Below are 19,623 nucleotides of genomic sequence, written 5' to 3' on the forward strand. Positions count from 1 at the left end.
GACATTATTGAGCAAAATATTCAACTCCCTTTAACAAAATTGATAAAGCAATAGGTTTTGGAATTTGGTGCTTGGAATTTATTTGGAATTTGGAATTTGTGATTTGGAATTTATATTGCAAGGTTATAGTTAAACCATGATGAATAAATTCACGAAACTCCAGATTCTGAGAAAGTGTAAGGAATAAAAATGTCGTGTGTTGAATTTCATATCTCTAAAAAATCAAGACTTCGCTATCAGTTTGACGAAAATATCTATTGTTTGTCTGGAAATGCCGTTCTAACAGATTTTTATGCGGTTCGGCTATTTGCTCAAAAAATAAACCAACGCCGTGATTGGACAACTGGTTTTATGGAGCCTGTCCGTGCCAGCCACATCAATGCTATGGGATTAATTGATGAAATCATTCATTATGTTTGCGGTCGGTATCGCCAGGATAAAAATCCCGGCGCCTTGAAGAATGCCGTCAAGTGGCTAAATGACAAATTTGGTGCGGAAATAATTAATTGCACCCTGCTTAAATTTATCGATGAATTCCCACCACTTCTCGTCTATCAAGAAAGGCAATCTAAAGAGGCGTATCTTAAAGCAGAAACCAACGGTATACCCCATTCTGAAATCCTGACAGAAGAGATGATTTGTCTATATTTAGCCAATAATAATCCTGCTTTCTTATCGTTTGCTGAATTGTTTGAGGATTTTGAATTAAAGAAAACAACACCCTATCCACAAATTGTAAGTTCACTTATTGATTATTTTAACACTCAGCCGCGATTTGGTGCAAAAGAAGAGTGTCTGATTGATTTTTTAAGGGCACCAGTAAAGGCATCACCGCATTCGTTAACAGGTCAACTGGCTTATATTAGAGAAAATTGGGCTCATTTGCTCTCAAAAGACCTTCTTTACCGCATTTTACTGGCACTTGATTTAATCAAAGAAGAAGACAAATTTCGGGCAATTGGCGCCGGACCAACATTAGTCCCGGATTTCAAACTCATTGATACTGGTTTGGGCCCTGAATATGAGCGTTTTAGCCCGGATGCAGATTGGATGCCAAATGTAGTTTTAATAGCCAAAAATGTCTATGTCTGGCTGGAGCAATTATCTAAAAAATATCACCGAGCCATAACTAAGCTGGATGAGATACCTGATGAGGAATTAGATATTTTAGCCAGATGGGGATTTACGGCTTTGTGGCTGATTGGTTTATGGGAAAGAAGTCCAGCCTCCCAAAAAATAAAGCAGATTTGTGGAAATCCAGAGGCAATCTCATCAGCCTACTCACTTTATGACTACACCATTGCTGAGGATTTAGGAGGGGAGTCTGCACTTATGAATTTGCGACATCGGGCATTTAGTCACGGTATTCGATTATCCAGCGATATGGTGCCAAATCATATGGGCATATACTCAAAATGGATGATTGAACATTCTGACTGGTTTATTCACTTAAGACACAGCCCTTTTCCCTCATATCGGTTTACCGGGGTTAATCTATCCTGGGATGAGCGAGTTGGGATTTATATCGAGGATGGTTATTGGAATAGGCAGGATGCGGCAGTTGTCTTTAAACGAGTTGACCATTGGACTGGCGACGAAAGATACATTTATCACGGCAATGATGGCACGCATATGCCCTGGAATGATACGGCTCAGTTGAATTTTCTGATGCCAGAGGTGCGTGAAGCAGTTATCCAGACAATCCTTCATGTCGCCAGGCAATTTCCCATCATCCGTTTTGATGCGGCAATGACGCTGGTTAAAAAACACTATCAACGACTCTGGTTTCCCCAACCTGGTAGTGGTGGTGATATTCCATCAAGGGCTGAATATGGCATAACTAAAAAAGAATTTGACCAACTCTTTCCTGCAGAATTCTGGAGAGAGGTGGTTGACCGAGTTGCGGCTGAGGTGCCTGAGACACTACTTCTGGCAGAGGCTTTCTGGCTGATGGAAGGTTATTTTGTTCGCACACTTGGTATGCACCGCGTCTATAATAGTGCCTTTATGAACATGCTTAAAATGGAAGAAAATGCAAAATATCGCTCGGTAATAAAAAATGTATTAGAATTTAACCCCCAAATATTGAAGCGGTTTGTTAATTTTATGAATAACCCGGATGAAGAAACCGCTGTAGCTCAATTTGGCAAAGATGATAAATATTTTGGTGTGCTTTTGATGATGGTCACAATGCCTGGCTTACCTATGTTTGGTCATGGACAAATCGAAGGGTTTGGAGAAAAATATGGGATGGAGTATCGAAGGGCATACTGGGATGAACAGGTGGACTGGAATCTCGTCTGGCGACACGAAAGCGAAATATTCCCTTTAATGAAAAAACGATACCTGTTCAGTGGTGTTGAAAATTTTCTGCTTTATGATTTTTATAATCAACACGGCTATGTAAATGAAAATGTCTTTGCCTATTCTAATATGTGTGGAGATGAGAGAGCGATTATCCTTTATCACAATAAATTTGAGCAGGCCGCTGGCTGGATTAAAACATCTGCCGCTTTTTCGCTTGATGGCAAACACCTCATCCAGAAAACATTAGCCGATGGACTAAAATTAAAAACCGATGACCCATATTATTATATCTTTAAAGATTACAAAACTGGACTTGAATACATCCGTCAGGGGCGAGAAATTGCCCAAAATGGACTGTATGTCCAGTTAGATGCATTCAAATACCATATCTTTATGGATTTCCGTGAAATATATGACACCCCTGAAGGACACTATCGGAATCTAACAAATTTCCTCAACGGTCGCGGTGTGCCAAATATTGAAGAGGCAGTCACCGAGCTCTATCTTAAACCAATCCACACACCTTTTACGGCAATTATAAATCCAGACACCCTTCATAAATTGGCTGGTGGTGAGATAAACGAATTTGAGGATAAAATCAGGGCATTGCTGTGGGCAGTTAAACACTTTAGCGAAGGACTGGGTGATGTCGAAACGGTTATTAGTCATTTAAAAAGAGTTTTTTTGGCGGCACTCCAACTGGAAAAATTGGATGTCCCTGAGGCTATTGACTTTTTCCACACCTATCCTAACAATAAAAGAATTTTGTTAATCTGGCTGGTGGTTTATTCCTTAGGACGGATAAAAACACAGACAACTGATTATGAGGAACAAAGCCTGACCTGGGTTGATGAATGGTTGCTGGGCAAGATTATTCGACAAACTATTCAGGCAATGGGAACAGAGGACTGGGTGGCTTATCGTCAGGAATTTTTGATAAAGATTTTGATTAAGCATCACCAGTGGGTTAAAAATCCTTTAATTAATATCTTAAAAGACACGGAGGTTCAAAATTACATTCATTTAAATAGATATGAAGGGGTATTGTATTTTCACAAGGAGAGTTTTGAGGAGTTGATGAATTGGCTCTTTATAGTTTCAATCGTAGATGAACCCACTGGTATCATTGAGCGATATGAAGTTGTCCGTAAATTCATCCAATCCGCCGAAAAGGCAAAATATCAATTTAATAAAATGAGGTAACCGTTCACCGCAAGATGCCACAGAGACGCAGAGAAAAAAATAAAAAACTATTTACCATACACTTCATTCCATCCCTGATTTTCATCAGAGCAATCTTTTGAGGACCGACATCTCATGATTGATTAACAATTTGGTTTTGATGTCCTATGTATTGCATCAATAATCTTTTCTGTTATCTGATTTATTTCCCTGTCTTCTCCGTTCCTCTGCGTCTCTGCGGTAAATTACCACCTGAACGGTTACCTGAATAGTTACTCAAATTTTACTTGCGAAAAATTAATTCTATGATAAAATATATATTATTATGTTAGTATGTCCTAAATGTGGTTATGAAAATTCAGATGATGCTTTATGTTGCAATTTATGCAACAAAATCTTTCGTAAGGAAAAGAAAGAGAGCCTTCAAGAAAAGAAAATAAATTCTATAAATGACCTACCCGAAAATATTAAAAATTTACTTGTTCAGCAAAAAATGGAAATTATGGATAAGGGGAAAGAGGAATTTTTATGGACAACGGCGAATGTAAAAAAGGGATGTTTTTTATTTGCTATCATTGTGATAGGTTTTTTTGCCATAATTTTATTACGCTTTATTTTCCCGCTATTTATGAAACCATAGCGAAAACACCATTCGGGTCAGATTTTTTTCAAAAGAGCCGAATTTTTTGTTGACAAAGGATAAAATTTGTGGTAAAATCTTCCCACCAGAAGAACCAAAAATGGATATAACAGTCAAGACACTCCAAAAGCAAATTCCTATCAGTAAAGGAAAAATATAAGATGAAACGACTAAAACCTTATGTCATTTTTGAAGATAACCGTGGGGTATTTTTAGGAATAACCCATGACCATATTTGGAAAGAGATTAATATCATTGAGACATGTGCTAATGTTATGAGAGGAAATCATTATCACAAATTTACCACAGAACTATTTTATATTATCGAAGGGGATATTGATGTAGAGATATATAGTCTTAAAGACGACTTACAAAAAATGGAATTTAAGGCTAAAAAAGGGGATATATTTATTGTTGAACCTTTTGAAGTGCATAGATTTAAGGCTAATATAGATTCAAAATGGATAAATATGCTTTCCGAGATATTAGATAAAGAGGCGCCTGATATTTATCGCTATCAACCAGAAGGAGAAATATAGATTTGGAATTATCTGTTGTTATCCCAACATATAATGAGAAGGGAAATATCGAAATTTTAGTTCCTGCTATTCAAGAGGTATTTAAAGATAATAAAATAGATGGGGAGATAGTTATCATTGATGATAATTCAACAGATGGAACGATAGAGACAGTAAAACAATTTGCCCTTCAAAATAAAAATGTGAGATTAAAGGTAAGGGAGGGAGAAAAAAGTTTAGCTAAAGCATGGATAGAAGGATTTGAGCTGGCAAAAAAAGAAATAATAGTTTGTATTGATGCAGATTTATGTCATAACCCTAAATATTTTCCTTTAATGTTAAGCAAGATGGAGGATTATGACATTGTTATCGGTTCTAGATACTTAATCCATAAAAAAGGACAGATAATGGCAGGTAAATCTTTATTAGCCTGTTATGTTAGCGAAATAGGACAGACAATTACCCGGATGTGTACAGGATTATCTCAAACTGATACCTCACATAGCTTTAGGATGTTTAAGAAAAAGGTTTTTGATGATATAAAACCTTACCTGAAATATCAAGGGAATGTCTTCCTGATTGAATTTTTATACATGGCAGTTAAAAAAGGTTATAAGGTTACAGAGATAGAAATAGATTATGGAAAAAGAGAGTATGGGAAGACAAAACTTATTGTTCTAAAAGAAGGACTTAGATATCTTTATTATGTTTGGCAGTTAAGATGGCGGAAAATCAAATGAAAAAAGGATTAATTACAGGCGCTAATGGTAAATTAGGCAATTATTTTCTTAAAAGATTTTTTTCTTCAGGATATGAAATAAGCGGTATAGATAAAATATGGGAGAATATTCCACCAGAACTTAAGGTAAAAACGGTAGATATATTAGATAACTCACTCCTATGGAAGATAGTTCTGGAAATAAAACCCGATTTTATTATCCACTGTGCGGCGATTAAAGATGTCTTTTATTGCGAAGAACACCCAGAGGATACATGGTTAGTTAATGTAGTAGGAACTCAAAATATCGTAGAAATATGTGAGGAATTAGGGATAAAATTAATATTTATATCCAGTGATTATGTCTTTGATGGAGAGAAAGGTTGGTATGCAGAAGAAGATATCCCTAACCCCCAAACTTGTTATGGCCAGAGTAAATTAAAGGGTGAAGAAATAATTAAAGAGAAACTCTCTGATTATGTTATTTGCCGCACGGGAGGTATCTTTGGATATAACGATGATTTCATTGATTGGGTAAAGGAAAAGTTAGTGCAAAGAAAAGAGGTTAATGCATATTCTAATATATTCAATACTCCTACATATCTGCCTAGTTTAACAGAGATGATTGAGGAAATAATGCAGAGAAACATAGAAGGAACTTTTCATCTGGCAGGTAGAGAACGAATCAATCGGTTTGGATTTGCTTTGAAGATAGCTAAAGAATTTAACTTAGATTTAAACTTGGTTAAGGAAGAAAGATACGAAGATAAAATAGATAAAGGATTAAGACCGCGAGATTTATCACTTTGTTCTTTAAAAGCACAAAAGGTATTAAAGACTAAATTCCTCAGTATTGACGAAACATTAAGGCATATAAGAAGATTTAACAATGTAAAAAATAGAATGAAAGACGAATGGGATTCATAAAGAATTTTTGTAACTATTGCCTTGTCGCCATTCAAGTGATTGATTGGCCGTTGTTCCCCGCTGGCGGGGGTAGGGGGTGGATCCTTCTATTTCAGATTTCATATTCCACCCCCTTAATCCCCCGCCAGCGGGGGACATCAATTGAGTAGCGACAGAGCACTAGCATAAAGGTTGAAATAGTGTAAGAAAAGGAGATATGGGGATTATGGAGATAAATTCATTCTAAAATTTTGCAAATTACAATGAATAATCTCCATATCTCCCTTTATCTCCTTATCCCCTTTTTTACACCAAATCTGAATAGATTTCACTATTAGCGTTATTTTCAGACACCACCAAAAATTGGGGGGAAGATAAAAAACGGTTGGTTTTAAACTTCAGTCAAATCCGAGCTCTGGAGAGGTTGAGAGAGCTCTATTTAAGAAGGAGGGAATTTATTAATGGGATGAAAGAATTAGTAGTTGATAAAAGAGAAAAAATTGAGTGTAAAAAAAAACTACAAGAATATTTATTACATGCTCCAGTGTGCCATGTACTTCAAAGAATTATTGAATATCGAAAAATAAAGGAACATAAAGAAAAACTTATTGATCCTATATTAGATATTGGATGTGGAGATGGAATTTTTGCTTCTATGTTATTTGATGATTCCATATTTATGGGTATTGATTTGTCTATGAGCGAAATTGCTCTGGCACGAAGAAAAAAGATTTATAAAAATCTACTGGTGGGAAGTGTGGAGAAATTACCATTTTCTTCAGAATCCTTTAAAACAGTTTCAAGTAATTGTGTAATAGAGCATATACCAAATTTAGAAAATGCACTTAAGGAAATATATCGAGTTTTGAAAAAAGATGGCTATTTTATTTTTACGGTCCCAAGTAAATTAAGGGAAGTTTATAGCCCTTTCCCATGGATGCGACAAGTAGGAATAAATTTTTTCCCAAATCTAATGAACAAATTATTAAGGTTACTTTGGCAGGAATATCATTTTTATTCTCCTGGTGTGTGGAAGGAAAAATTGGAACAAACAGGATTTGAAGTTGTAATATGTGAGTATTTTTTCCCAAAAGAAGCTTATGCCACTTATGGTCGATTCCTTTTTTTCTCTGCCATTTCCTTGATTACCAAGAAAATTTTTAATAGATGGATACTATTTTCCAGTTGGCGAAATCTTTTTATCCCATTTATAGCTAAGTACTTAGAGAAATATTACCTGTTAGAAGGGAAAGATGGTACTGAATTGTTATTGATATCTTATAAAAAATAGAAAAGGAGACTTTCAATGTCTACTCTACGATCACTCATTATTATTCCTACTTACAATGAAGCTGAGAATATTGAACCTCTTCTTAACCAAATTTTTTCAATGAAAGAAAATTTTCATATCTTAGTCATTGATGATAATTCTTGTGATGGTACAGGAAAAATTGTAGATAAATTATCTATAGAAAATACTCGCCTTCATGTGATTCATCGACCATCAAAACAAGGATTAGGATCAGCATATGTGTGTGGATTCAAATATGCATTAGAAAGAGATTTTGATTTAATCTTTCAAATGGATGCTGATTTTTCTCACGATCCTCAATACTTACCCCAATTCTTGAAGGCTATTGAAGATAATGATGTAGTCATAGGTTCAAGATATAGTGAAGGAATTAGTGTAGTAAAGTGGTCTTTGAATCGTCTACTTCTTAGCATTGCAGGATGTTTCTATGCCCGATTTATTACAAGATTGAAAATTAGAGATATTACCGGGGGATTTAAATGTTTTAGAAGAAAGGTATTAGAAACTATTGATCTGAATAAGATACACTCAGATGGATATGCATTCCAGATTGAAATGAATTACAAATGTGTAAAAAAAGGATTTAGAGTTAAAGAAATAAGTATAATTTTTGTTGACCGGCGAGTTGGTATTTCCAAGATGTCTGGCTACATTATCAAAGAAGCAATTATTACTCCTTGGAAATTAATTTTGGGATTCTAAAAATATAGTAAGTGGTGAAAAATGTTAAGCCAAGACTACTTCAAAAATTCATTAGGAATATATAAATTCCCGTGGAGTATTTACCATTCTCCTATCAAGGATGAGATTATAAAAGAGTTAAAACTTTTGCCGCAGGATTATAAAGTGCTAAATGTAGGATGTGGTTCTAGTGCTCTGTCGCCATTCAAGTGATTGATTGGCCGTTGTCCCCCGCTGGCGGGGGTAGGGGGTGGATTCTTCTATTTCAGATTTCATATTCCACCCCCTTAATCCCCCGCCAGCGGGGGACATCAATTGAGTAGCGACAGAGCACTAGTCTGTTAGATAATTTACTCCATCAGCAAGTATATGGAGTTGATATAGACAAAAAGGCAATTGAATTTTGCTGGAAACATTATCACAAAGGTAAAGAACGATATAAACTAGTTGCTGTGGATCAGAAATATCCATTTGAAGATGAGTTTTTTGATATAGTCTTATGTACAGAAGTTATCGAACATGTAATGAATATTCCGTTTTTTTTAGGAGAAATAAAAAGGGTATTGAAATCAGAAGGAATAATTTTACTCAGTACACCTAATTATAATTCTTTGTTACTCAAAATGTTAGAATCTACTATTCTTGAATTGATTGCCCGAAAAAGGGGATTTACAAGGAAAATCTTACATCCAAATAAATATACTGAAAAACGATTAAAAGTTTGTCTTGAGAAATACTTTAGTGCTTTAGAAATAAGAAACATTAGCCTGGGCATGGTTCTATTTGTAAAAGCTAAAAAATGAAGTGAAAATATATGCAATATAAAAGTTTATGTATAGCAATTTTGAACCAAAGGGTTGATTAAAACAATAACACAGAATTAATATTGTAAATATCGTAGAGAAGTTTAGACATGGATAATAAAAACATAAAAAAAATTAATAATATCCATTTTTTATTTTGGGTCTTATTATATGGAATCTTTATGCGGCTAATATTTGCATATATCTATGTAAACTTTCCAGAAACTCCTCATGATTTTTATGCATATATAGGTGGTGCAAAATTATTACTAAATAATCAACCCCTTTATAGAATACCTTTAGAAAATAAAATACCCTTTTCGTATGGTCCACTTACTGCAATTGTATTTGCAAGTTGGATAAAGGTATTTGGTGAAAATTATATCCTATTGAAATTCCCAAGTATAATATTTGATTGTTTGACGATGATAATTCTCTTTTCTCTTATAAAAGAATTAGTTAATGAGGCAACAGCAAAATTTGGTTCATTCCTTTATACTTTCTCATATCTTCCTTTACTTAGTTCTGGGGCATTAGGTAATAATGATAACATGTACATATGTTTCATGTTACTTTCTATATATCTTTTAATTAAAAATAGATTTACTTTAGCAATGGTCAGTTATGGAATAACATTAGGATTTGCAATTCATATGGTTCCTGTTTTCCCTGCTATAATATATTATTTATACAAAAAAGTCGGATTTATAAATCTATTAAAATACATTAGTTTTATGTGTATTACATTTTTTTTAATCCTTTTTCCCTTTTATTTCAACTCTGGGCCACAGGTATTACACCCTTATATTGGCATGGCAACAACTATTTTTAACTTATGCTTATTGTCTCCTTTAAACTTCCTACGTTTATTAGCAGGATTTTATGTTAATGTTATTCATTACATTACTACACATACTGTAATATCTAAAGACTTAAATCCTATTCCTCCTCATTCAAATCATCCTATTAATTTATTCTTTAATCAAATAGCTACTCCATTTCTTATCATTGGAGTTATTTTTATCTTCTGGTATATGATCAAATTTAGATTAGAGGATAAAAAAATAGAACTATTACGAAATTCCTTTTTATGGATATTTGGGATATTACTATTCTCAAAAATTTCTACGGATTTACACTATACATGGCTTATCTGTCCACTTTTAGTCTTAATGTTGTTTAGAGAACAAGGAATATTTAATGAATTTAGGCTAAAAAATCAAGAGATTTTTGGTGCTATTTTAACTTTTATAGGTTTATTAATACTTACTCTTATATGTTGTAGAGGAGAGAGGGTTGAAACATGGAGATGGACATTATTTTTCATCCCAATCATTATACCTATAGGAACATACCTTATGTTTTATAGAAGTAAAATAAGAAGGAGTTGGGCAATATTAATGTGTGGAAGTGCATGTTTTGAGATAACGCCAGATAATCCATTATTAATATTAAAACCCTTCTTAGTAAAATTTATCCCTGAAACTCCAATATCCTTTGGCACATACCTTTCTTATGCCACTTATTATCCTTTTTCTCTTATGATGCTTTTAATAACAGTAATAGGAATAATATTACTTGCTAAAGATATGCATTGTCTTATGAAAGATTCCGGGGACACGAAAGGAGAATTAAGGTAACACTGTAACTGTTCAGCCACTGATTAACACAGATTGACACGGATAAAATAGAATGAGTTTAAAATATGAAAAAAGAACCGAGAATGTGCATTTGAAGTCTACAATATTTTGGTTATGCCTTTTGGGAAAGAGTTTATCAAAAAACATAATAGATTGAATTATTAGCCTGGAAATATTCACCAGAATTGGAATACCCCATTAAAGTAAAATACACAGCAGTTATGGTTGGCGAATAGTAATCTGATTGAGGTGGATTAGCACGGATAAAAAAATAAAATCCGTGTTTTATCCGTGTCCATCTGTGGCTGAATAGTTACCTTTTTTGAAAGTATGAAGTTGGGTTAAAATGGCAATTCACTCATTCCAAAAATAGGTAATAAAATAGCGGCAAAAATAAAGGCAACGATTAATCCCATAAATAATATTATGCCCGGCTCTAATAAGGCAATTAAACCTCGTAATGAATTTCTAATTTTTGTCTCATAGGTACTGGCAATCTTATTCAACATATCCTCTAAATTACCCGTTTCTTCACCACAGGCAACCATTTCAACCAAAAGGTCAGGAAATACACCTGTTGCTCTAAGAGGTGTAGCTATCTTTTCGCCTTCTTTTATGCTTCCATGAACATCAGATATCCCTTTTGCTATCACTGCATTACCCACAGCAGATTTAACTATAAGCAATGACGGTAATAATGCCACGCCGCCTTTTAATAAAGTTCCCAGACTTTTACTAAATCTATTCACAGCTATCATTTCTACTATCGGACCTAACACAGGCATTTTTAATTTGAATTGGTCAAATGAATATCGTCCTTTTGTCGTTCCAAGATACCCTTTAAATCCAAAGATAGAAATTAAGACTATTCCTGAAATCACCCACCACCAATTGAGTATAAATTTAGTCACGGAGATCAGCAGTAAGGTAATTAAAGGTAGACTTTCACCCATCTCATTAAAGATAGTAATAAATCTTGGCACAACAAATGTAAAGAGAATAGTAATCGCCACGATAACAAATAAGATTAAAATACACGGATATGCCATTATCGACCTGAGATATTCTTTTAAATCTTCATCTTTTTCCATAAAATCTGTTAATCTATTTAAGATAAGTTCTATTGAGCCACTTGCCTCTCCTACCTTGACCATATTTATATAAAGTGGGGAGAAAAATTCTGAATGGTTGGCTAATGCATCGGATAAAGGATTTCCTTTTTCAATCTCTCTTTTTATCTCATAGATAACCGTTTTTAACCTTTGATTTTTGGTTAATTCCTCTAAAACACCAAGACTTTTATCCAATGGCATACCGGCATCAAGCAGACTTGATAAAGATTGAGTAAATGCAAGAATATCTTTAGATTTTATCTGCTTAAAAAAGCCTCCAATACCTTTTTTTTGAACTTCCTCTTTAATTTCTATTGGAAAGAGACTTTGTTTTCTTAATTTGTCAATTATTACTTCTGGTTTATTGCCTTCTATTATTCCCTGTAAAATTTTACCTTCTTGATTAGAGGCTTTATAAGTAAATCGTGGCATTATACCTTTCCTTATTTTCTTCGATATGCTGGATTTATAGCTCGAGGTTGAATTCTTGTTTGAAATGTGGCGCTCACCGTCCCTTTGCCAACACCACCTTTTGGATAAGTTTTAACCTCACCTTTAATCTCAATCATTCCAATTGAATTTACCTCTTCAAGAGTTACTGTCCCATAGGGAATTGTCGTTACTCCATCTGTGCCATAATAAGTAATGGTAAAAGTAGCAATATCTTCTGCGACAAGATACGGTCCTAAATGCCGTTTAGAATCTGGTTTATCTTCATTTATCTTGCGGATGATAGTATTTGTTCCTGGAAGATATTCATAACTGATAACCGCAGAACTGATGAAATTATTTGAATTTCGCACATCAGTGGCATCTTCATTATCTCCATCTCCATTATAATCACCAGGAATTGAATCCAATATTCCATTATTGCCTGGCGTAACTAATATTTTACCAATACCTGTAGAATTTCCTGCTGGAACGACCTGGACATCATCTCCCCGGTTTTTTGTGTAACATATAGTATTTACGGTATTATTTCCCATCAAAATCACGGCATCCTTTCCACAACTCATAAGCCAACCACGGGCATAATCATCGGAACTATCTCTTTCCGCCAAAGTTGCTGTTCCATCGCCATTTATATCTCCTGGGATTGAGTATAAACTCCCACTTGTGCCTACAGTGATTAAGATTGCATCTTGCCTATTTGCCATGGGAATACTTCCAGTGCCGATTGATTGAATATCACCTTTATAAGCCAATGTTGAACAGATGCTATCTGTCCCATTCACAATGGCTACCGGTCCAATAAATCTGATTTTATTGTTTCTTAAATAAAATTCTGTTTTATCAGGGTCAGCATTTAAAATAGCTTGTAATTCACGCAACTCAGATTCCATCCCGCGCCAATTACCGCTTCCACTTACAATTTCCCTTGCCGTATTTTGAACATTGATGAATGGTTGTTCGCCTATCCAACTTCTTAATCCCGCCCTCATAAAATCAATAATAATAATCAATATAATAGCTAAAGCTATCATACTAAATATTGCCTCTATAATTGTAAATCCCTGTCTGTTTTTCATGATATATTTCCTATGTAAGTAAATAGTCTTCTTTTATGAACTATATTTTCCTGCCAGCCAACTTCAACCGTGACCCTTAAATAATTACCACTTGCTGGTGAGGTTACCTCTCCAGTTGAATCATTAATTCCTTCAATCGTGATTGTCCAGCTGCCTTTGCAAGAACCTATGGTTGCTGTTCCACTGGTTGGAAATGGTAATGGTTGGGTAATTAATGAGGTATAATCTAATTGCCGCATTTTAACCTCTTCCAACTTTGTTCGACATAGATTCATTGCCTCATTAGCATTTGAAGTTGTTACCACATTCATTGTCCCTTTCATAAACATATTAACAATACTCATTACGCCAACAATTAGAATTAATGCGGCAATCATTAATTCTACGAGACTAACACCAAACTCACTCTTCCTTTTTTCCATCTTTAGGTTTTCCTTTATACATACTTCTAAATAGAAGAACTATTGTGGTTATCATCACTATAATTACCAGGATAATGGAAATGTTTCTTTTATTTTTAAATTCTTGAGCTATTTTTTCCTGTTTTTCTATTTTCTTGATTTCTTCAGCCTTTTTTTCAGTGGGGACCACTCCAGGAACAATTCCTTTTGCCTCCTGTTGTGCAGGTGTAAGAATGGCTTTTTCTTCTTTTGATTCCTCGCCTTGTTTTATCTTTTTAGGTGGTTTTTCCTCTTTGGGAACAGATGGGGGTGGAAGTTGAATAAGTTTTTGTATTTGTTGTTGTTCTTCTTTTTTTTGTTTTTCCTCTAAGAGGTCTCTTGCCATTTGTTCTTTTTGTCTTTTCATCTCCTCATATCTTGCCTTTGCCTCATCCGGGGTAATTTCCTTCTCAAGTGGGATACCTGCTATTGCTTTAGTGCTACTAAAAATGATGAAACAAATTATAAGAAATTTACAAAAATCTTTCATGGATTTACCTCCTTCCAACTAATAATATTTATCCCGGCATTTACTTGTTGTCCTTGTGTAGGTGGGAGTCTCAAATTAATTGGCCAATTTGGGTCAGCGCGATAATCAGAATGAATTCGATAATCATAATTCCAGATGAACTTAGTAGAATATACCATCACTTCATCTTTTGAGATTAATCCTCCATTAGAAACCGGATTATTAAGTCTACCCGCCATAAAATGTTGTGTATAGCAAACCGCATCTATCTGAGAAACATAATAAGGGGAAAAGGCACCATAGGTATTAATGCTACCACGATTACCAAATTCTTTACCAGAGTAATCCAGGGCATCAGAATATTTACTATTTAGACCTGTCACCGTTACATTTGACCAATCATAATTTTGTCCTTGAGAATAGCCATGAACGGTGTCAAAGATATTATCTTCATCGAGGTCTTCATAATTTTTCTCCCAGCCCCAACCCTGGTCGCCGAATTCTCCATCACCTTCCCCTTCATCGAATGTACCAGGTATCCCATCTTTTCCAACATCTTCACTGCCCATATCAAACAATCCATAGTAATCAGAATACCAGTAAGAGTGAGTATAATCGCCGAGGATAATACTTTCTCTGGCGGCCATAGCTAATATATCCTTATTTGCATTTGCCAGATACCAGGCTTCCTTTTCACAGTCAGATGGATATTTATTAGGATTAGTGGTTTGTGGGAAATAACCAGCAAGAGTCGGGTCATCTAACTCACTTGGTGGATTGTTATAGAAAATGCTATCGGCAATGTAAATGTTTCTGCCGGCATAAATTGTTCCCTGTCCGGTAACATATCCTTTAATAATTACATCTTCCTCAACATACACTGCGCCATTTAATTCTATAGGTTTAGTTGGTTTTCCTTCTAACACAATACTTCTAACCGGCACGCCTTTATAGGTTTCTCCATCACCGTAAATTCCATTAATTGTAACTTCATCAGGGAAATAAGCGCGGAGTGTTCCGGTGGCTAAGTCTCGGTAATATTGTTGGTTTTGTAAATTAGGCATATCTCCTTTTCCGGCATTAGGATGTTGATAAGGAAGATTTTTAGGTTCAGGATGTGGCGGATAAACAATTTCACCTTCTCCTGGGAGTTCAAAATTAGACCAATGGTCGTCACAGGTGCCTGCTGCACCTCGAAGATGAGAATGGTAAGGCAGTATGTCAAAATGTTCATCAATTTCAAGTTTTGCATAGACATGTCCATCCACCCGGGGTGCTTGATTATAACCCCAAACAGGCCAGAAATCAAATCTTCCGTTAGACCGCATATCCCCACGGACCCATTCTCGAGGCACCTGTCCAACATTACCACCTCCCCAAGCCCACCAGCCCCAGTTATTAAGGAAATAGGCATAATCGAACACATCTGAGGTAATTACTGCCGCACCAGCACCAATTAATTCCATAATTACTTCTACGCCTCGCACTGCACTACCTAATGTCACTTGTTCTTCCTTTCCTTTTCTACCAATAGAGGTAATTTTTAACTTGCAGGTGAGTGTCCCCAGTGAGTAATTCATACTTCTGCCCAGATTTTCAACTGTTACATAATAAGAACCAACTTCTACAACTCCATCTTTTATCTTTTCTGGAGTGTCTTCATTTCCAAGTCCTGCGGTCCAGACTTGTCCCTGATTTAGCCACATATCTTTTGCTTTCCAGACAGCGCGTTCTGCCCCTGCCTCAGCAATCGATAGAGCACTGACATAACTTTCATCTAAAGATGTTTTCTGTATGCCTGTCTGAGTTATCACAAGATAAACCACAGCGAAAGATAACAAAACTAAAACAACTAATAAAGCTAAAAGTAGGGCGATGCCCTCATTGTTTAAAATTAATCTTTTCATTTTTTCCTCACCCCTTTTTTAAGGTTAAGGTTTAGGTTTAGGTTGAGATAAATCTTTAACCGTTACCTTGCCCTAATTTAAATATAGCATAAAAAGATAAAAATGTCAAGATATTAAATTTATTTGCTTACAGAAATTCCACAAAAAGGCTGAAGGCTAAAGCCAGTTTCCTTCAGCCTTTTATGTTCGTGGGAAATTTCTGAAAAAATTAATAAAAGATTTGACAAATATAGATTTATTTATTATAATATTAGTAACCGTTCAGGTAGTCTGGTATCTGGGTGTCTAAGTGTCTGGGTTACATAGACTACCAGACACATAGACACCCTTTACTCAAAATTGTAGGATTTGTTACTATCCTGATTTCCTGGCTGTTAACTGATTGCTGATGGCTGAACGCTTACTAATATTAAAGAAAAGAGGTATTGATTTTCAAGGATGCCGAAGTGGTGAAATTGGCAGACGCACTGGACTCAAAATCCAGCGGGTGCTTGCACCCATGTGGGTTCGACTCCCACCTTCGGCACCAGTTTAAGCGAATTAGAGATTAGAGATTGGAGAATAAAAAATGGCAAAGTCCTTTTATGCTCTAAAGATATGGCAGAAAGGATATGAGATTCTTATGAAGATCTATGAGATTACTTCTACATATCCTGTAGAGGAACGATATGCCCTGGTAATTGATACTCGTAGATCAGCCAACTCTATAATTGCCAACATTGCTGAGAGTCATGGTAGATATTATTTTGCTGATAAAATACGAGTGTTGTATACCGCAAGGGGTGAACTAGAGGAGACAAGGAGTCACTTAAAGGTTGCTTGTGGAAGAAAATACATTTCAGAGGAAAAGTTTAAAGAAATAGATGAAGAATATGAAGGGTTATCTAAGGGAATTAGCGGTTATATTCAAAATATTGAGTCCCAAAAGTCTAATGAGTAATAACCTTATTCCACTAATCTACTAATTCACTAATTCGCTAATTCACTAATTCGCTAATTATGGAGGGAAAATGAAAAAAGAAACGATTATTCCGATTTATATTGAAGATGAGATGAAAAATTCTTATCTTGATTATGCGATGAGTGTCATTATCGGTCGGGCATTACCTGATGTCCGGGACGGGCTAAAACCCGTGCATCGCCGAGTCCTTTATGCTATGAATGAATTAGGTATGGATTCAGATAAACCTTATAAAAAATCTGCCAGAATCGTTGGTGAGGTTTTAGGTAAATATCATCCCCATGGGGATATGGCAGTTTATGATTCTATCGTCCGTATGGTTCAGGATTTTTCACATCGCTATCCTTTAATTAATGGTCAGGGTAACTTTGGTTCGATTGATGCTGATGCCCCGGCGGCGATGCGATATACTGAGGTTCGACTGCATAAATTCGCCGAAGAATTACTTAAAGATATAGACAAACAAACCGTAGATTTTGTCCCAAATTTTGATGAAACACTAAAAGAACCCACCGTCCTGCCTGCCAACTTGCCTAATTTACTCCTGAATGGCTCTTCGGGAATTGCTGTTGGTATGGCAACCAATATCCCACCTCATAATTTAGGGGAATTAGTGGATGGAATTATTGCCTTAATTGACAACCCAGCAATAGATATTTCAGAGTTAATCCAGATTATCTCAGGGCCAGACTTTCCTACTGGCGGGTCAATTTTTGGTATTGATGGCATAAAGGAAAGTTACAACACCGGTCGAGGCAAAATCATCTTACGGGCTAATGCGACAACAGAATCATTGAAAAGTGGTAAAGAAGCGATTATCATTACTGAAATACCATATCAGGTCAATAAAAAAAGTCTTATTGAAAAGATTGCAGAATTGGTTAAGACGAAAAAGATAGAGGGAATATCCGCACTTCGGGATGAATCTGACCGTGATGGCATTCGGATATTCATCGAATTAAAACGGGATGAAAATCCGCAGGTCATCTTAAATCAACTTTATAAACATACCCAGATGCAAGTTACCTTTGGTGTGATTATGTTGGCTTTAGTGGATAATCAACCTAAGGTATTGAACCTCAAAGAGATAATGGAACTATACCTCAAACATCGCCAGGAGGTCATTATCCGAAGAACTAAATACGACCTGAAATTAGCCGAAGAGCGCGCTCATATCCTTGAAGGATTAAAAATTGCCCTGGCAAATCTTGACCAGGTAATTAAGACTATTAAAAAATCTAAGAGTCCACAAGAGGCAAGGATAGCATTAATTGCCCAGTTCGAATTAACGGAAAAACAGGCACAGGCTATCTTAGAAATGCAATTGCAAAGATTAACGGCATTGGAACAGGATAAACTGAATGCTGAGTATTTAGCCTTGATAAAGACTATTGCCGAACTAAAATCTATCCTTGATTCTAAACAAAAAGTTATGAATTTAATTAAAAATGATTTACTTAAGATAAAAAAGGACTACGCTGACCCAAGACGAACTCAAATAATTAAGGAGGCAGTGGAATTTAATATGGAAGACCTGATTGCCGATGAAAATATGGTCATCACTATCAGTCATACCGGCTATATTAAGCGATTACCACTGACTACTTATAAAATGCAGCATCGTGGTGGAGTCGGTGTGACCGGTATGATTCCTAAAGAAGAAGATTTTGTTGACCAACTATATATTGCCTCAACACATAATTATATCCTCTTTTTTACCACTAAAGGTCGGGTTTATTGGTTAAAAGTCTATGATTTGCCAGAGGGAGGTCGAACAAGCAGAGGGAAAGCGATTGTTAATCTACTTAAATTAAGCGAAGATGAAAAGATTGCTACATCTATACCGATTGCAGAATTTAATGACCAAGATTATTTGATTATGGCGACGCGCAAAGGATTGGTTAAGAAAACACGCCTGATTGAATACAGTCGGCCAAGGAGTGGTGGAATTATTGCCTTATCATTAATCGGAGATGATGAATTAATAAAGGTGGAACGAACAAATGGAAATGATGATATTATTTTATCCACGATGTCTGGCAAGGCAATTAAGTTTAGCGAAAGCCAGGTTCGTCATACAGGCCGAACGGCTTCAGGTGTTCGAGGAATAAGATTAAGAAAAGGGGATTATGTTGTTGGTATGGAGGTCGCTCGTCAAGGATGGACACTCTTGACTATTACCGCTAACGGCTATGGGAAAAGAACAGAATTTGATGCGTATCGTCGTCAGTCAAGGGGAGGAATGGGGGTCATTGACATTAAAACCGAGCCACGAAATGGACCAGTCGTAAGTATTTATGAGGTAAATGATGATACTGAAGTAATAATGATTACTGCCTCCGGGATGATCATTCGTTGCCCGGCACGAGGCATCTCCACCATCGGCAGAAATACACAAGGAGTTAGATTAATCAGACTTAAAGAAGGAGATAAAGTAGTTGATGCCGCACCAGTAGTTAGTGAAGAAAAGGAAATAACTGCCTTGAACTAAAATAAAA

Annotated in this window: 17 protein-coding genes and 1 tRNA gene; 13 read left to right on the top strand and 5 right to left on the bottom strand. The window is 35.7% G+C overall.

From position 1 onward, the window contains the following. Positions 1–189 precede the first annotated feature (189 nt). From AB1422_04310 to AB1422_04355, 10 genes are all read left to right on the top strand, one after another. Positions 190–3,510, top strand: coding sequence for an alpha-amylase family glycosyl hydrolase (locus AB1422_04310; protein ID MEW6618559.1), 3,321 nt, complete (start codon positions 190–192; stop codon positions 3,508–3,510). A 304-nt stretch (positions 3,511–3,814) separates the two neighbouring features. Then, a complete protein-coding gene (locus tag AB1422_04315) occupies positions 3,815–4,129 on the top strand; it encodes a hypothetical protein (GenBank protein ID MEW6618560.1) in 315 nt (104 codons plus the stop codon). 161 nt (positions 4,130–4,290) lie between these two features. Continuing rightward, the gene (locus tag AB1422_04320; protein MEW6618561.1) at positions 4,291–4,668 is read left to right on the top strand and encodes a cupin domain-containing protein; all 378 of its coding nucleotides are present in this window, start codon (positions 4,291–4,293) and stop codon (positions 4,666–4,668) included. Positions 4,669–4,670: 2 nt separating this feature from the next. Beyond that, entirely contained in the window at positions 4,671–5,387 is a 717-nt protein-coding gene (locus tag AB1422_04325; protein ID MEW6618562.1) for a polyprenol monophosphomannose synthase, read from the top strand. Continuing rightward, the gene (locus tag AB1422_04330; GenBank protein MEW6618563.1) at positions 5,384–6,292 is read left to right on the top strand and encodes an NAD(P)-dependent oxidoreductase; all 909 of its coding nucleotides are present in this window, start codon (positions 5,384–5,386) and stop codon (positions 6,290–6,292) included. Before AB1422_04325 ends, AB1422_04330 begins: the two co-directional genes overlap by 4 nt. 445 nt (positions 6,293–6,737) lie before the next feature. Next, a complete protein-coding gene (locus AB1422_04335; protein ID MEW6618564.1) occupies positions 6,738–7,562 on the top strand; it encodes a class I SAM-dependent methyltransferase in 825 nt (274 codons plus the stop codon). A gap of 15 nt (positions 7,563–7,577) precedes the next feature. After that, entirely contained in the window at positions 7,578–8,285 is a 708-nt protein-coding gene (locus AB1422_04340) for a polyprenol monophosphomannose synthase (GenBank protein ID MEW6618565.1), read from the top strand. 21 nt (positions 8,286–8,306) lie between these two features. Further along, complete coding sequence (locus tag AB1422_04345; protein MEW6618566.1) at positions 8,307–8,477, top strand: hypothetical protein; 171 nt, start codon at positions 8,307–8,309, stop codon at positions 8,475–8,477. A 125-nt stretch (positions 8,478–8,602) separates the two neighbouring features. Further along, a complete protein-coding gene (locus tag AB1422_04350; GenBank protein MEW6618567.1) occupies positions 8,603–9,067 on the top strand; it encodes a class I SAM-dependent methyltransferase in 465 nt (154 codons plus the stop codon). A gap of 182 nt (positions 9,068–9,249) precedes the next feature. After that, complete coding sequence (locus AB1422_04355) at positions 9,250–10,707, top strand: glycosyltransferase family 39 protein (GenBank protein ID MEW6618568.1); 1,458 nt, start codon at positions 9,250–9,252, stop codon at positions 10,705–10,707. Positions 10,708–11,048: 341 nt separating this feature from the next. Here the strand turns inward: AB1422_04355 and AB1422_04360 are convergent, their stop codons facing one another. Genes AB1422_04360 through AB1422_04380 form a run of 5 tightly spaced genes read right to left on the bottom strand, consistent with a single transcriptional unit; the run spans position 11,049 to position 16,164 of the window. Continuing rightward, positions 11,049–12,251 (bottom strand): type II secretion system F family protein, encoded by a 1,203-nt coding sequence (locus AB1422_04360; GenBank protein MEW6618569.1) that lies wholly within the window; start codon positions 12,249–12,251, stop codon positions 11,049–11,051. A gap of 11 nt (positions 12,252–12,262) precedes the next feature. Continuing rightward, positions 12,263–13,348 carry a hypothetical protein gene (locus AB1422_04365; GenBank protein MEW6618570.1) on the bottom strand — a complete coding sequence of 362 codons (1,086 nt, stop codon included), beginning with the start codon at positions 13,346–13,348 and terminating at the stop codon, positions 12,263–12,265. Then, positions 13,345–13,770 carry a hypothetical protein gene (locus tag AB1422_04370; GenBank protein MEW6618571.1) on the bottom strand — a complete coding sequence of 142 codons (426 nt, stop codon included), beginning with the start codon at positions 13,768–13,770 and terminating at the stop codon, positions 13,345–13,347. Before AB1422_04370 ends, AB1422_04365 begins: the two co-directional genes overlap by 4 nt. Further along, a complete protein-coding gene (locus AB1422_04375) occupies positions 13,751–14,278 on the bottom strand; it encodes a hypothetical protein (GenBank protein MEW6618572.1) in 528 nt (175 codons plus the stop codon). The genes AB1422_04370 and AB1422_04375 overlap by 20 nt, the downstream gene beginning before the upstream one ends. Continuing rightward, on the bottom strand, positions 14,275–16,164 hold the full coding sequence (locus tag AB1422_04380) for a hypothetical protein (protein MEW6618573.1): 1,890 nt from the start codon (positions 16,162–16,164) through the stop codon (positions 14,275–14,277). The genes AB1422_04375 and AB1422_04380 overlap by 4 nt, the downstream gene beginning before the upstream one ends. Before the next feature lie 440 nt (positions 16,165–16,604). Here AB1422_04380 and AB1422_04385 point away from each other — a divergent pair. The 3 genes from AB1422_04385 to gyrA all read left to right on the top strand — a co-directional run bounded on the left by AB1422_04385 (position 16,605) and on the right by gyrA (position 19,616). Next, positions 16,605–16,693: transfer RNA gene (locus AB1422_04385), tRNA-Leu, on the top strand. A gap of 39 nt (positions 16,694–16,732) precedes the next feature. Next, positions 16,733–17,104, top strand: coding sequence for a four helix bundle protein (locus AB1422_04390; GenBank protein MEW6618574.1), 372 nt, complete (start codon positions 16,733–16,735; stop codon positions 17,102–17,104). A 70-nt stretch (positions 17,105–17,174) separates the two neighbouring features. Further along, complete coding sequence (gene gyrA / locus AB1422_04395) at positions 17,175–19,616, top strand: DNA gyrase subunit A (GenBank protein MEW6618575.1); 2,442 nt, start codon at positions 17,175–17,177, stop codon at positions 19,614–19,616. Positions 19,617–19,623: the final 7 nt, after the last annotated feature.

Source organism: bacterium (genome assembly GCA_040757115.1).
Taxonomy (GTDB): Bacteria; UBA9089; CG2-30-40-21; order CG2-30-40-21; family SBAY01; genus JBFLXS01.